Raw genomic sequence first — 13,616 nt, 5'->3', positions numbered from 1 at the left:
CTCCTTTCGATCACAATTCGAGTTTCACGTCGCCTTCTGCGGTGTTGATGCAGATCCGGACGTCCTGTTCGGTGGGCTCGATGACGTCACCTGAGCGCAGGTCACGCAGCTTGCCCGACTTCAGCGTCCCGACGCAGGTGTGGCAGATGCCGATTCGACAGCCGTAGGCCAGGTTGAGGCCGGCTTTCTCCCCCGCCTCCAAAATCGATGTGCCGCCGTCACATTCGACAGATTTCTCGCTGTCGAGGAAGCACACCGTGCCGCCCTCGCCGGCGTTGGCGTCGCCGCCGATCTTGGGCTGGAAGCGTTCGAAGTGCAGCCGGTCCCGGTCGGCGCCGCCTTCCCAGTGTTCGATCAGTGCGTCGAGCATGTCGCCGGGACCCGAGCTGAAGGTCTCGCGTTCGCGCCAGTCCGGGCAGGCTTCGTCCAGGTCGTCCGGCTTGAGTCGGCCACGCTCGGAGGTCAGGCGCAAATCCAGCCGCAGGCCGGGGTGGCGGCGGTCGAGGTCTTCGAGGACGGGCAAAAACATCACCTGCTCGCGTGTGCGGGCGGAATGGATGACCACGACGTCCCCTAATGCGCCGCGATGGTCGAGGCTGCGCAGCATGCTGATCACGGGCGTGATGCCGCTGCCGGCGCTGATGAACAGCAGCTTGGGCGGCAGCGGGTCGGGCAGCGTGAACACGCCTTCGATCTCACCGAGCCGGACCAGATCCCCTGGTTGGATGCGCTGCACCAGATACGGCGACACCACGCCGCCGTCCACCTTCTTGGGTGTCACGCTGATCAGCCCGTCTTCGGGCACCGGGTCGGACGTCAGCGAATACGCGCGCCAGTGGTAGACCCCGTCGATGACGACGCCGAGCCGCACGTACTGTCCGGGCTTGTGACCAGGCCATTCATAGCCGGGTTTGATCAGCACGCTGGCGGCATCCGAGCCCTGCGGCTCGACGCGCTCGACCTTTCCGCGCAGCTCCTTGGTGGTCCACAGCGGGTTGATCATCTCGAGGTAGTCGTCGGGCTGCAGCGGGCTGAACAGGCGGCGGACCGCCCGCAGGAACATCCGACGTCCGCGGGGGACGTGGGGCTGGGCGCCGCGTTCAGCCATAGCCCGAGAGTACACAGATGTACACCGACGCTAAACATTCATCTGAATATCGTTGCAGCACAACGTTTGACATATGCGCAATGCAAAACGTCTCATCGCATATTCGTTCACTGGCGATGGTCGGGGCGGTCCCGGGCCGGCGAGAGACGCAATGTCAGACGTGCCCTCGGCAGCCGGCGCCCAAACATTTGTTCAGTGCTGGGCGCTGAGCGGCCGCGCGGGCACGGCGACGCCTATTGTCTGTGAGTGTGCTGATCGGCTTCATCCTCGCGTTGGGCTGCTCGGTCTGCTACGGCACCGCGACCGTGCTGCAAGCGGCCGGGACACGATCGGTGGAAGCGGGTAGCGGGTCGGGCGTCGACACGGTGTTGCTGTTGCGAGCCGTCCGGCAGTGGCGCTACCTGGTCGGCGTCGGCCTGGACGTCGCGGGGTTCCTGCTTCAGGTGGCCGCGCTGCGCTTGGTTCCGATTTACGTCGTCGCGGCGGCGTTGGCCGCCTCGATCGCGGTCACCGGCGTAGCGGCTGCTTCGGTGTTGTCGGCGCGACTGTCCGCGGCCGAGTGGGTGGCCGTCGGCGTGGTCTGTGCCAGCCTCGTCGTCCTCGCTCTGGCCGCCGGACCCGGGCACTTTCGACATGCCCCGGCCGGGCTCGGTTGGGGGCTGCTGGGCGTGGTGGCCGCGATATTCATCGCCGGTGCCGCCGCCGGTCGTCTGCCCGATCGCGCGCGTGCGCTCGCGTTGGGTCTGGGTGCCGGAAGTGGCTTCGGCGTCGTCGAGGTCGCCGTTCGCCTCATCGATGTGTTCGATCCCACCAGGCGCGAGTTCTACACCAACCCCGCCCTCTACGCGGCGGCCGCCGGGGGCGCCGCGGGATTCCTGCTGCTCACCTCTGCCTTGCATCGCGGATCTGTGACCACGGCGGTCGCGGGGATGGTGGTCGGCGAAACCGTCGCGCCCGCGTTCGTCGGAGTGGTGTGGTTGGGTGACACCGCGCGCGACGGGCTCGGCTGGCTGGTGATCGCGGGATTCGCCGTCGCGGTATCCGCGACACTGGTGCTGGCGCGGTTCGGGGAAGCGCCCGGACCCACCGAGGCCGCTGAGTCTTCCCCCGTTTCAGGCCTCTGACTCAGGCGCGCCCGATGGTGGATCCCCCGCTGCCGCAGGCGTTTTGCGCCGCCGACGCGTACGTGGTGCCGCGCGGGGGCCGCGCCCACAGCACCCCGCCCGCCGCGCCGACGCCCTCGGCGATGAGCGCGCGCTTGAGGATCTTGTTGGTCGCGGTCGCGGGCAGCTGGTCGTTGATGCGCACGTAGCGCGGCCACGCCTTGGGCGACAGGTCGGGCTGCGACGCCAGGAACTTCTCGAACTCGTCGGGGGCCAGGTCCGCCCCGGCGCGCAACACCACCGCGGCCATCACCTGGTCGCCGACTTGGTCGTCGGGAACCGCGTACACGGCGACCTGGCTGATGGCGGGCAGTCGCGCCAGGATGCGCTCGATCGGTGCAGCCGCCAGGTTCTCACCATCCACCCGCATCCAATCGGAGGTCCGGCCGGCCAGATAGATCCAGCCGTCGGCATCCCGGTAGGCCAGATCGCCCGACCAGTACATCCCGTGCCGCATACGCTCGGCGGTAGCGCCAGGATCGTTGTAGTAGCCGACGAAGGGCCCCGCGCCCGCGGTGTTGACGAGTTCGCCGACGGCCTCATCGAAGTTGGTCAGCGCCCCGTGCGCGTCGAACGTCGCGACGTCGCATTCGGTCAGCGTCGTCGGGTTGTAGACGCTCACCCCGGGATACGGCTTGCCGATGGACCCGGGCGGGGTGCCGTCCTCGCGCACCACGATCACCGCGAACTCGCTGGATCCGAAGCTATCCACCACGCGGCAACCGAAACGCCGTGCGAATTCGGCGATATCGCGATCGGTCGCCTCGTTGCCGTAGGCCACGCGCAGCGTGTTCTCGGCGTCGTCCGGGCGTTCCGGGGTGGACAGGATCAACGCCAGGGGCTTGCCGACGTAGTTCAGGTAGGTCACGTGGTAGCGGCGCACGTCCGCCAGGAAGCGGGACGGCGAGAACTTGGCGGGGACCATGGTGGCCCCGCTGCCGACGGCCACCGCCCAGCCGGCGGCGACGCCGTTGGAGTGAAACAGCGGCATCGCCAGATAGCACACGTCGGCGGCGGTGACGTCGTACTGGAAGATCAGGCTGGCACCGCACATGATGGCCATCCCGTGCGCGAACCGGACCACCTTGGGGTCACCGCTCGTCCCGGAGGTGAAGATCATCATGAACGTGTCGGGGCCGGCGACCTCGCGGTGCGGAATCAGCGGTGGGGCCGCGGCGACCGCATCGGCGTAACTCGTCCCGCCAACGTCGAAGACCTGGATTCCCTGGAGATCCAACCCCTCCAGCAAGGGCAGGTGATCGCGGTCGACGAGCAGGATCTGGCAGTCGGAGCGCCGGATGTCGGCGAGCAGCGCGGGTCCGCGGCGGGTCGTGTTGAGGCCGCACAGGACGTAGCCACCGAGCGCGGCCGCGGCCATCGCGCGCAGCATGGCCGGTGAATTGCCCAGTGCGGCACCGACATGCAGCGGCCGGGTGGGATCGGCGCGCCCGATCAGTGCCGCCGCTTCGGCCTCGGCTTCGGCGACGTGCTCGCGCCAGGTCCACGTCCGGCCGCCGTGGGCGATCGCCGGGGTGTCCTCCTGCCTGCGCTGCCGAAAGAGCTGCTGAACCGTCTCCAGCACTGTCTCACTTCCTCTGTGACGTCATCGGGTCGTGAACACCAACCCGGCGTAGTTGCGGGCGGCCACGTCGTCGCAGTGCCGCCGGTAGGTACCGAAGCCGCCGATGTAGGGCATGAAGACCCGCTTCTTGCCCTCGATGTTGGCGCCGAGGTACCACGACGATGCCGCCTTCGGGAACAGCGTCCGCTCGGCCGCCTCGGCCACCTGCTCGGTCCATGCGACGGCGGCGTCGCGGCGGGGTTCGACCTCGCTCACGCCGAGTCGCCGGGCGGTCTGCACCAGGTCGATGACCCAGTCGACCTGAACTTCGGCGTGCAGCACCATATTTGCCAGGACCGACGGGCTGCCCGGCCCGCTGACCGTGAACAAGTTCGGCAGGCCCGGCACCATCAGGCCGAGAAAGGTGACGGGGCCGTCGGACCAGATGTCGCGCAGCCGCTCTCCCCCGGGCCCGCGGGGGTTGATTCTGGTCAACGCCCCGGTCATGGCGTCGAACCCGGTCGCGAACACCAGCACATCGCAGGGGTACGTCGCCGCCGCGGTCCGCACGGCGTCGGCGGTGATCGCCTCGATGGGCTCGCGGCGCAGGTTCACCAGCCGCACGTTGTCGCGGTTGAAGGTGGCGTAGTAGCCGTCGTCGGTGCAGATCCGTTTGGTGCCGATCGGGTGATCGACCGGGATGAGATCGGTTGCGACCGTGGGATCGGTGACGATTTCCCGGATCCGCTCCTCGGCGAACTTCCTGGCGACCTCGTTGGCGGCCGGGTCGCTGGTCTGGTCGGGGAAGGTCTTGGCGAACAGGACGCCGCCCTCGCGCCAGCGCTTCCACAGCGCCTCGGCCCGCTCCCGGGGGTCGGTGTCGACGGCGTTCTTGTGGTAGGTGCCGTGCGGTGTGCCCGACGTCGCGTAGGCGGAGGCGCGGCGGCGCTGGGGGTATTGCTCCTGGATCTGCCGCTGTTCGTCGGCCGACCAGGGCCGGTTGGGCATCGGGATGGTGTAGTTGGCGGATCGCTGGAAGACGACCAGGTTTTCGGCTTGGGCGGCGATGATCGGGGCCACCTGGATGCCCGACGATCCCGTGCCGATGAGCCCTACCCGCTTGCCGCGCAGATCCGGATCCTCGCGCGGCCACGCGGCGGTGAAGTACACCTCGCCCGTAAAGTTCGCCACGCCGGGGATATTGGGCCGGTTGACCGCCGACAGGCAGCCGGTGGCGCACACGAGGAACCGCGCCGCATGGCTGTCGCCGGTCGCGGTGTCGACCTGCCAACGGCCCCGCTCGAAGGCCGCGGCGACGACGTCGACGCCGAACCGGTAGTGGCGGCGCAGGTCGAAGCGGTCGGCGACATGCCGAAGGTAGGCCAGGATCTCCGGTTGGGCGGCGAAGCGTTCCGTCCACTGCCAGCTGCGCTGCAGTTCGTCGTCGAAAGAGTAGGAGTAGTCCACACTTTCGACATCGCAACGCGCGCCCGGATAGCGGTTCCAGTACCAGGTGCCGCCCACGTCGGGCGCGGCCTCGAGGGCGGTCACCGACAGGCCCGCCGACGCGGCGCGGTGCACGGCGTAGAGCCCGGCGAACCCGGCGCCGATGACGATGACGTCGCTCGCCTCGGTCATGCGGGCCGGTACTTCAGTAACGTGACGCCGTCTTGGAGATCGCAGAACACCGGCCGCAGGCGCATCCCGATCCGGATGTCACCGGGCTCGACGTCGATCAGCTCGGTGCTGAATTTGGGGCCGGCGTCCCACTGCACCACCGCGAGCAGCTGCGGCAGCGCGTCGGCCCAGGGCGGGCCGGTGGGCCGGCGCGCGATGGTGAAGGTGTACAGCGTTGCGGCGCCGTCGATCTCGCGCCATTCCAGGTCGTCGGCCAGGGTTCCCGGGGCCAGGGTGCGCGGGTAGAACACGTGGCGCTGCAGCGATGGCGAGTACTGCACCAGGATCCGGTGTTGCGCCAGGCCGTCCCAGAACGGTTGGGAGACGGGTGTGGGCTCGGGGATGGGCCGGCTCATCGCTAATCGCCCCGCATGAGCAGCGCGACCTGCTCGCTCATGATGCCGCCGTTGCCGGTGATGAACGCGGTGTGGCAGTCGGGCACCTGCGCGCCGGCGGCGCGTCCCATGATCTGGCGCGCGCCGTCGACCACGTGGTGCATGCCGCCGGCCATCCCGGCCTGGCCAAAGGACAGTTGCCCGCCCGCGGTGTTGAGCGGGAATTCCCCGCGATGGGTCAGGTCGTGTTCGGTGATCCACGACATGCCCTTGCCTTTCGCGCAGAACCCGGCGTCCTCCAAGGTCATCAGCACCGTGATGGTGTAGCAATCGTAGATCGAGGCGACGTCGACATCGGAGCGGTTCAGCCCGGCCATCGCGAAGGCACGTTCGGCGGCGCGTGCGATGGGTGTGGACAGCAGGTCCTCCGCGTAGGTGGGGGTCTTGAAGGCGATGTGTTCGCCGAATCCGGTGATCCAGACGGGGCGGTGGCGGGCGCGGCGCGCGATGTCGGCGTTGGCGATCAGCACCCCTGCTCCGCCCTGCACTCGCATCACCGTTTCCAGCATGTGGATGGGGTCGGCGATCATCGGGCTGTCCAGCACGTCCTTCACCGTTATCGGGGTGCCGTGAAAGACCGCGCCGGGGTGGGCGCACGCGTTGGTGCGTTGGTCGACGGCGATCTTGGCGACCGCGGCGGGGTGGTAACCGAATTCGGCCGCGTACCGCTGAGCGATCTGCGCGTAGGGCGCATTTTGGCCCACGTTGCCGTAGGGGATCTCGAATTCGGCCTGCGGCGAGCCGTAGTTGTTAGAGGAGGCGCCATACCAGTTCGGATCGGGCGGCGGCCGCCGCTCGGACTGCGGGACCGAGGCGGAGCCCGGCACCACGGCCAAGGCGGCCTCGCAGATGCCGAGTTCGACGGCGGCCGCCGCCCGCCAGATCATGCCGGCCGCGGTGGCACCGCCCAGGTCGACGCGTTCACCGAAATCGAGTGCCAGGCCCAGGTATTCGCACAGGGTAGCGGGGGCGAACATGGCCGACTCGGCGACGCCGTGGGTCAGCAGGCCGTTGACACAACCCGGATCGACACCGGCGTCCTCGATCACCGTTTTCGCCAGCAGCGCGTATTGATCCAGGGTGAACAGCGCCGGCCGGGTGGGACGCCGTTCGGCCGGTAGCTCGGCGATGCCGACGATCGCGGCCTCGCCCCGCAGCCCGCTCATGTCTGGTTCCCCCGCCGCGGCAGCGCGACGGTGGCGGTGCCGGGCATCAGCATCGTGTCGTCGCGCCGCCCGGCGATGTCCAGATCCACCAACCCGGCTCCCCTAAAAACATTGTCGCCCAAGCGTTTGCCGGTGACCGTGCCACCGAAACTCAGCGGCTCGCCGGGATAGGCGATCGCCCGGTTTTGCACCGAGAACGTCACGAGCCGCCCCCGCCCGCCGATCCAGTCCCCGAGTGCGCGGGCCAGCAGCGCCGCCTGCAGCGGACCGTGGACCAGGACGTTGTCGTATCCTTCGGTGTCGCGGGCCCACTGCTTGTCGTAGTGGATGCGGTGGCCGTTGTACGTGGCGGCGGAAAAGAAGAACATCTGGGTCTCATCGACGGTGACCGTCAACGTGGGGATGCGGTCGCCCACGGCGATGTCGTCATAGTACGGTTGCTGATCGGTCATGGACGGGCGATCATCGACGTCGTCGCCTCGGCCAGCAGCTCGCGGTCCTGGTTGCGGTACACCGTGTGCCAGGTGACGAGGACGAATCTGCCGGAGCGGCCCTGCTTTTCGACGATCGAGGAGATCGTGCGGACCATCTCGATTTCGTCGCGGTGGTAGGCCGGCAGGTGAAAGGTGAAACTCTCCCCGCCGGCCATCCGCTTGGGGGCACGGGGAAACGCGAGGCCGCCGGAGACCGCACCGGAGGATCCATCCGGGCGCAGCGACTCGAGCCGCGACACCCCGAGGATCGCGTACTGCAGAAACAGGGGCGGGCAGATGACGTCGCGAAAGCCGTTGGCCCGGGCGTACTCCGGGTCGAAATACAACGGGTTGTCCTCGCCCACCGCGGCCGCCCACCGTTGCCAGTCGCGCCGGTTCACCTCACCGGTCGCCGACGCGGCGACCGTGCCCACCCGCGCGGCCGACTCGGCGTCGATCAAGCTGTCCTCACTCACCGGCGCTCCTCTCGTGCATGCTCTCCTGCAGCCACGACGCGGCGACGTCGGCGCCGCCGCCGAGCGTCGAACCGACGCGGGCCCGTTCACTCCACAAATGCAGGTCCGTCTCGGTGACATAGCCCATCCCGCCGTGCAATTGGTGGGCGTCCAGTGTGATCAGCCGGGCGGCCGTGGCCGCGTGCATGCGCGCGACGGCCGTCTCCCTGCTCGCCGTGTGGCCGCGCCCCAGCCAGAACACCGCCGCATGCGCCGCCAATCGCGCGGCCGCCAGGGCGATGTGCATGTTGGCGATCAAATGCTGGGCCGCCTGAAACGAGGCGATGGGCCGGCCGAACTGATGACGCAGCTTGGTGTAGTCGACGGTGCGGTCCAGCACCGCCTGCCCGACCCCCACCAGGTCGAGCGATCCGAGCGCCACGGCGGTGTTGGCCAGCCGGCGCAATCCGGGCGCGGTGACGCCGTCGAGAACGGCATCGTCGCGCACGACCACGTCGTCGAAGCGCACGGTAAATGCTCGGTGCGCACCGGCCATGTCGAGCGGCTCGAAGGTCACGCCGCCGGCGTGCACGTCGACGACGAAGGCCAGGGTTCGTTCGGCGCCGTCCCGCGAGGAGGCGCCGGAAACCACGATGAGATCGGCGACGTCGGCGTCGGCGACGTAATCCGCGGTTCCCTTGAGCCGCCAGCGTTTCGCGGCGGGTTCGGCGCGCAGCGGCGGGGCGACGAGCGCGGCGTCGCGGGCGTTCCAGAGCGCGGTGGTGGCGCGGACGCGCCCGGACGCGAGCGGCGGCAGCCATGCGGCCTTGGTATCCGGGGAACCGAACTGGTCGACGGCGAGGGTGGCCTGCACGCTGCCGTGCACCGTCGTCGGGCACAGCGCGCGACCGGCTTCGGTGTAGAAGACGGCCAGGTCGTCGAGCGAGCCGCCGGCGCCGCCGTACTCCTCGTTGACGGCGAGGCCGAAGACACCCGCGTCGGCCAGCGCCTTCCACAACGCCGGTGTGCGGCGGTCCGCGCTTGGTTGGTCGAGGGCGCGCACGGCGCTGACGGGGTTTTCGGCGGCCAGCAGGGCGCGCAAGGCCGCGGCGAACTCGCGCTGTTCGGCGGTGGGAATCGTCTTCATCGGTGGTGTGCGGGTTCGGAGTCAGCGTCCATAGGAGGGCATCCCGTGGCCACGCTGGGCGATGATGTCGCGAAGCACCTCGTTGGTGCCCCCGCCGAAACGCATCAGCGGGGCGGCCCGGTAGAGCCGCTCGAATTTGCCGGCCAGCGGGGCCTGTTCGCTGCGGTGCGCCAGCAGGCCGTCCGGGCCGAGGAGATCGAGGGCCAGGGCGGCGATGCGCTGCCGCAGTTCGCTGGTGAACACCTTTTCGACGCTCACCTCGACGGTCGGGATGACGCCGCTGTCGAGGATCGACGCCGCCTCATAACCCATCAGGGTGGCCACCGCGACGTCGGCTTCGGCCTGCGCCAGGCGACGGCGAAGCGCCGGGTCGTCGGCGGGGACCGTCCCGTCCCGGCGCGGACTGCGCGAAAGGTCGTGCAATTCCTCGACGGCGCGGCGCAGGTCCCCGGCGTTGGTCAGGGCGCCGCGTTCGAGGTCGAGCGCGCCGGTGATGTAGGTCCAGCCGCGGTTGACCTCGCCGACCAGGTTGGTGGCCGGCACTCGCACGTCATGGAAGTGCACCTCGTTGGTGCGGTAGCCCGACCACGCGTAGAGCGGGCGGATCTCGATGCCCGGGCTGTCGATTCCGACGATGATGACCGAGATGCCGCGGTGGCGGGCACCGGTCGGATCGGTACGCACGCAGAGCCATTCGTGCGTCGCCCGCTGCGCGCCGCTGTTCCAGATCTTGGTCCCGTTGATCACCCATTGATCGCCGTCACGGGTCGCGCTGGTCCGCAGGCTCGCCAGGTCGGTACCGGCCTCGGGCTCGGAATAGCCGACCGCACAGATCATTTCGCCCCGGGCGATCAGGGGCAGCCATTCGTTCTTGTTCCGCTCCGTGCCGTGCCGCATGATCATCGGCGCCACCGACGTGACGGTCAGGTCGGGTCCGGGCACACCCCAGTATTCGAATTCGCTCATCAACAGGTGCAGGTGAACGGCGCCGAGCCCAAGTCCGCCGTACTCCCGCGGCCAGTTCAGCCCGAACCAGCCCTTGGCGCCGATCTTGCGGCGGAAGCGCGCCACCTCGCCGTCCGGAAATTCCAGGTCGTGCGCGGCGAGCTCGGCGCGCAGGGCGGGCGTGACGTTGTCGTGCAGAAATTCGCGGACCTCGGCCAGCCAGGCGTGCTGCCCGGCGTCGAGTTCGAAATCCATTCCCGCGCCTGTGCCTTTCTCGGAGCCTCGAGGGCCTTACATCGAGCAGCGCCAGCGTAACGCCGGCGTGAGTTCACGCGTGGCATTCCGCAGCGGGTCCGTTGCGAACGGCCGGGGGCCGGACTGTAAATCCACTGTCAAACCCCCGTTAAAACCCGTCGACGCTCTGGCGGATTCGGCCGAGTACTGCGAAGATTTTCGAATCGGTTGGTCGACGCGGACCCGGCCCTCTGCCCTAGCCCGAGGGAGAAATCATGCCCACTGTTGAGACGCGCCTCCGCGAAGATTTGCGCAACTACGCCGTCGAGCTGAGGCAGCTGGCATACACCCTGCCGCTGGGCGTAGCCGAGCACAATCTGCTGCAATTGTCCGACCGCATGCGCGCCGCGGCCGACCAAGTGGTCCGCAAAGGCGCCTGACGGACGCGACCCCCGCCGCGCGGGATCAGCCCCCCTTGAGGCGAATCTTCCAGCGCACGAAACCCAGATAGACGGCGCTGATGAGCGCCAGCATGCCGACGTCGAACCACCACGTGGCCGGCGTGTGCTGCCAGTGCGAATCCTTCGGCGTCAGGGGGCCGGGCACGAGTTTGGTCAGATCGGCGGTGGACGCCGACGCCGCGAATCCCCATCGGGCGGGCGTGGCCCACGCCATCTGATCCAGGCCCACCCGGCCGGTCACCGGAATCATCCCGCCGGAGAACACCAGCTGCGACATGACGGCCACCACGAGCAGGGGCATGATCTGCTCGTTGGACTTGGCGACGGCCGACAGCGCCAGCCCCAGCATGGCGGAGGCGACACACGTCAGCGCGACGTCGACGAACAATTCCAGGCCGGGCTTGCCCAGCGCGACCGCACCCTGGGTGGGCGCTCCCTTGCCGAGTACCGCGATGATGCTCACGATCGCCGACTGAACGATCGCGAAGATCGTGTAGACGCACACCTTCGCCAGCAGATACGCCGACGTGGACAGGCCAACCGCCTGCTCGCGCAAGAAGATCGGGCGTTCCCCGATGAGGTCGCGGATGGTCAGCGCGGTGCCCATGAACACCGCGCCGACGTTCAGCAGCACCAGGATCTGACCCGGCTCGTTGGGCGCGGCGCCCATCGGGTTCGGAATGCCGAAGCCGACGTCGCCGGGCACCGACATCGACAGCGAACCCATGATGAACGGCAGCAACGCCAGGAACACGAAATAGCCGCGGTCGGAGACGATCAGCCGCATCTGGCGCCGGGCGATCGTCGAGAACTGGCGGAACAGGCTGGTGTGTGAGGGGTCGCCCAGTTCTGCGGGTTTCTCCGCCGGCGGCGGCGCCGGAGGTGGGCCCGTCCGCGCCAGGTAGCGCGCCCGGGAGCCGTCGGGGTCGTTGGCGACGGTGCTGAAGATGTCGGCCCAGTTGGTGGTGCCCATGGCGGGACCGATCTGGCTGGGCGGCCCGCAGAACGCCGTCTTGCCGCCGGGGGCGAGCAGTAACACCTGATCGCACACGTCCAGGTAGGTCAGCGAGTGGGTGACGACGAGCACGACCCGGCCGGCGTCGGCCAGCTGCCGCAGCATGGTCATCACCTGCCGGTCCAGCGCCGGGTCCAGCCCGGACGTCGGCTCGTCGAGGATCAGCAGCGAAGGCCCGGTGAGCAGCTCCAGCGCCACCGACGCGCGCTTGCGCTGGCCGCCGGACAGCTTGTCGACCCGCGTGTGCAGGTGCTGGGTCATCTCGAGTTCCTCGAGCACCCGGGCCACCACCTGGGCGCGGTCGTCCTTGGTGGTGTCCGGCGGCAGACGCAGCTCGGCGGCGTACATCAACGCCTGCTGGACGGTCAGCTGGCCGTGCACCACGTCGTCCTGGGGCACCATCCCGATTCGGCTGCGCAACGAGGCGTACTCGGCGTGGACGTTGTGGCCCTCGAACGCCACCGTGCCCGTGGTGGGGTGGGTGTACCCGGCGACCAGCCGGGCGAACGTCGATTTGCCGGCGCCCGACGGCCCGATGATCGCGGTCAGCGTCCCGGGAAGCGCGGTCAGCGAGATGTTGTCCAGCAGCGTCTTGTTGTTCTCGATCGTCCAGGTCACCCCGCGCACGTCGAGGCCACCGGTCCGGGTCGCGGTGGCGGTCTGGTCACGACGGGCCAGGGTGCCGTCATGGAAGACCAGGTCGATGTTGCCGATCGTGACGACGTCGCCGTCGTGCAGCACGGCCGAATCGACCCGGGCGCCATTGACGAAGGTGCCGTTGATGCTGCGGTTGTCGTGGATCTCGGTGCCGGTGGGCGCCGGGACCAGGGTGGCGTGGTGGCGCGACGCGAGCACCTCGGGGATGACGATGTCGTTGTCGTTGGCGCGCCCGATCTTGATCGCGCCGGGCACGTCCAGCCCGGCTTTGCCCGGCCGCAGGATCTTCATCATCGAGGTCGCGATGACCGACGAGTCGCCGCCGATGCGGCCCGTCTGGGAGGCCGCCGGCTGCGCGGCGGTGGGCGGGGCCGCGTGCGCCGATGGCGCCCGGTAGATCTGCGGCGCCGGCTGGGGCGCGCTGGGCGGCGCGGCCAGGGGGCCGCTGGTCGGGTAGCGGGGCTGTGGCCCCGACGGATAGCTCGGGGTCGGCCCGCTGGGCGGCTGGCTCCCGATGGGTCCGCTCGGTGACTGGCCGGGCTGTGTGGCGGTGGGTGGGTGCACCGGGTGCCGGAACGAGGCCGACGCCGGCTGCTGAGGCTGGGCGGGACGCTGCGTGCCGGTCGGCGGGCCCTGCGCCACCCCCACCAGCGGCCCGCCGGCCGCGCTGACGATCGGTATCGACGTCGTCAGCGGCGGCCGCCCGGCCGAACCCTGGTGGCGGCCGACCTCGAAGGTCAGCGCCGGGCCGTCGGGATTGCCGACGTTGACGCGCAGGTCGTCCTGGATGTCGACGACGGGCACGCGGCGGTTGTTCACGTAAAGGCCGTTGAGGCTGCCGTTGTCGATGGCGATCCATCGACCCTGGTCGTACCTCACGATCAAATGGGTGCGGGAGATCAGGGGGTGGGCGACACGGACGTCCGCGCGAAGGTCACGCCCGATCACTACGTCGTTGCCTGCCGCGAAGGTGCGCTCGGCTCCCTCGTAGCGCACGGTCAGCGCAGGCGGGGCTGGTGGGCTCATCAGGACCAACTGTAACGGCCGCGCTGCGGGTCGGGCGCGCCGTTGGTTCCCGGCCGCCGCCTTCCGCGCGCGGCAACGCTGGGCAACGACGACAGCGCGCGAAATCTAAGAAGGGCGCCGCCCACCGAATTGC

The 13,616-nt window shown here is 69.3% G+C and carries 12 protein-coding genes; 2 read left to right on the top strand and 10 right to left on the bottom strand.

All coding sequences use genetic code 11. From position 1 onward, the window contains the following. Nucleotides 1-10: 10 nt before the first annotated feature. Nucleotides 11-1,108, bottom strand: coding sequence for a ferredoxin reductase (locus tag ACZ50Z_RS07500; protein ID WP_464482974.1), 1,098 nt, complete (start codon nucleotides 1,106-1,108; stop codon nucleotides 11-13). Nucleotides 1,109-1,344: 236 nt separating this feature from the next. Between ACZ50Z_RS07500 and ACZ50Z_RS07495 the strand changes: the two genes are divergently transcribed. After that, on the top strand, nucleotides 1,345-2,232 hold the full coding sequence (locus ACZ50Z_RS07495; protein WP_464482973.1) for a DMT family transporter: 888 nt from the start codon (nucleotides 1,345-1,347) through the stop codon (nucleotides 2,230-2,232). Between the two features lies 1 nt (nucleotide 2,233). Here the strand turns inward: ACZ50Z_RS07495 and fadD1 are convergent, their stop codons facing one another. From fadD1 to ACZ50Z_RS07455, 8 genes are read right to left on the bottom strand one after another with little or no spacing between them, the layout of a single operon-like run. Continuing rightward, a complete protein-coding gene (fadD1, locus tag ACZ50Z_RS07490) occupies nucleotides 2,234-3,853 on the bottom strand; it encodes a fatty-acid--CoA ligase FadD1 (protein ID WP_464482972.1) in 1,620 nt (539 codons plus the stop codon). A gap of 21 nt (nucleotides 3,854-3,874) precedes the next feature. Further along, nucleotides 3,875-5,470 (bottom strand): flavin-containing monooxygenase, encoded by a 1,596-nt coding sequence (locus tag ACZ50Z_RS07485; RefSeq protein ID WP_464482971.1) that lies wholly within the window; start codon nucleotides 5,468-5,470, stop codon nucleotides 3,875-3,877. Further along, nucleotides 5,467-5,865, bottom strand: a complete 399-nt coding sequence (locus ACZ50Z_RS07480; RefSeq protein ID WP_464482970.1) for a Zn-ribbon domain-containing OB-fold protein — start codon at nucleotides 5,863-5,865, stop codon at nucleotides 5,467-5,469. The genes ACZ50Z_RS07485 and ACZ50Z_RS07480 overlap by 4 nt, the downstream gene beginning before the upstream one ends. Before the next feature lie 2 nt (nucleotides 5,866-5,867). Further along, nucleotides 5,868-7,070 carry a thiolase family protein gene (locus ACZ50Z_RS07475; protein ID WP_464482969.1) on the bottom strand — a complete coding sequence of 401 codons (1,203 nt, stop codon included), beginning with the start codon at nucleotides 7,068-7,070 and terminating at the stop codon, nucleotides 5,868-5,870. Next, complete coding sequence (locus tag ACZ50Z_RS07470) at nucleotides 7,067-7,522, bottom strand: MaoC/PaaZ C-terminal domain-containing protein (protein ID WP_464482968.1); 456 nt, start codon at nucleotides 7,520-7,522, stop codon at nucleotides 7,067-7,069. Before ACZ50Z_RS07470 ends, ACZ50Z_RS07475 begins: the two co-directional genes overlap by 4 nt. Next, nucleotides 7,519-8,019, bottom strand: a complete 501-nt coding sequence (locus tag ACZ50Z_RS07465) for a MaoC family dehydratase (RefSeq protein WP_464482967.1) — start codon at nucleotides 8,017-8,019, stop codon at nucleotides 7,519-7,521. The genes ACZ50Z_RS07470 and ACZ50Z_RS07465 overlap by 4 nt, the downstream gene beginning before the upstream one ends. Further along, on the bottom strand, nucleotides 8,012-9,145 hold the full coding sequence (locus ACZ50Z_RS07460; protein ID WP_464482966.1) for an acyl-CoA dehydrogenase family protein: 1,134 nt from the start codon (nucleotides 9,143-9,145) through the stop codon (nucleotides 8,012-8,014). Before ACZ50Z_RS07460 ends, ACZ50Z_RS07465 begins: the two co-directional genes overlap by 8 nt. 21 nt (nucleotides 9,146-9,166) lie before the next feature. Continuing rightward, nucleotides 9,167-10,345: an acyl-CoA dehydrogenase family protein gene (locus ACZ50Z_RS07455; RefSeq protein WP_464482965.1), complete on the bottom strand. Its 1,179-nt coding sequence runs from the start codon at nucleotides 10,343-10,345 to the stop codon at nucleotides 9,167-9,169. 254 nt (nucleotides 10,346-10,599) lie between these two features. Here ACZ50Z_RS07455 and ACZ50Z_RS07450 point away from each other — a divergent pair, with 254 nt between their 5' ends. Beyond that, nucleotides 10,600-10,764, top strand: coding sequence for a hypothetical protein (locus tag ACZ50Z_RS07450; protein WP_464482964.1), 165 nt, complete (start codon nucleotides 10,600-10,602; stop codon nucleotides 10,762-10,764). Nucleotides 10,765-10,789: 25 nt separating this feature from the next. Here the strand turns inward: ACZ50Z_RS07450 and ACZ50Z_RS07445 are convergent, their stop codons facing one another. Beyond that, nucleotides 10,790-13,483 carry an FHA domain-containing protein gene (locus tag ACZ50Z_RS07445; RefSeq protein WP_464482963.1) on the bottom strand — a complete coding sequence of 898 codons (2,694 nt, stop codon included), beginning with the start codon at nucleotides 13,481-13,483 and terminating at the stop codon, nucleotides 10,790-10,792. Nucleotides 13,484-13,616 lie beyond the last annotated feature (133 nt).

The sequence above is a fragment of the Mycobacterium sp. NTMscope_MAC_269 genome (assembly GCF_976985695.1).
The sequence above is the reverse complement of the archived record's forward strand: the minus strand, read 5'-3'. Positions and strand labels throughout refer to the sequence as shown.

Coding starts and splice junctions, on each gene's coding strand:
- ACZ50Z_RS07485 (WP_464482971.1), bottom strand. CDS start 5,470: ATGACCGAGGCGAGCGACGTCATCGTCATCGGCGCCGGGTTCGCCGGG.
- ACZ50Z_RS07480 (WP_464482970.1), bottom strand. CDS start 5,865: ATGAGCCGGCCCATCCCCGAGCCCACACCCGTCTCCCAACCGTTCTGG.
- ACZ50Z_RS07475 (WP_464482969.1), bottom strand. CDS start 7,070: ATGAGCGGGCTGCGGGGCGAGGCCGCGATCGTCGGCATCGCCGAGCTA.
- ACZ50Z_RS07445 (WP_464482963.1), bottom strand. CDS start 13,483: ATGAGCCCACCAGCCCCGCCTGCGCTGACCGTGCGCTACGAGGGAGCC.
- ACZ50Z_RS07500 (WP_464482974.1), bottom strand. CDS start 1,108: ATGGCTGAACGCGGCGCCCAGCCCCACGTCCCCCGCGGACGTCGGATG.
- ACZ50Z_RS07450 (WP_464482964.1), top strand. CDS start 10,600: ATGCCCACTGTTGAGACGCGCCTCCGCGAAGATTTGCGCAACTACGCC.
- ACZ50Z_RS07455 (WP_464482965.1), bottom strand. CDS start 10,345: ATGGATTTCGAACTCGACGCCGGGCAGCACGCCTGGCTGGCCGAGGTC.
- ACZ50Z_RS07460 (WP_464482966.1), bottom strand. CDS start 9,145: ATGAAGACGATTCCCACCGCCGAACAGCGCGAGTTCGCCGCGGCCTTG.
- ACZ50Z_RS07470 (WP_464482968.1), bottom strand. CDS start 7,522: ATGACCGATCAGCAACCGTACTATGACGACATCGCCGTGGGCGACCGC.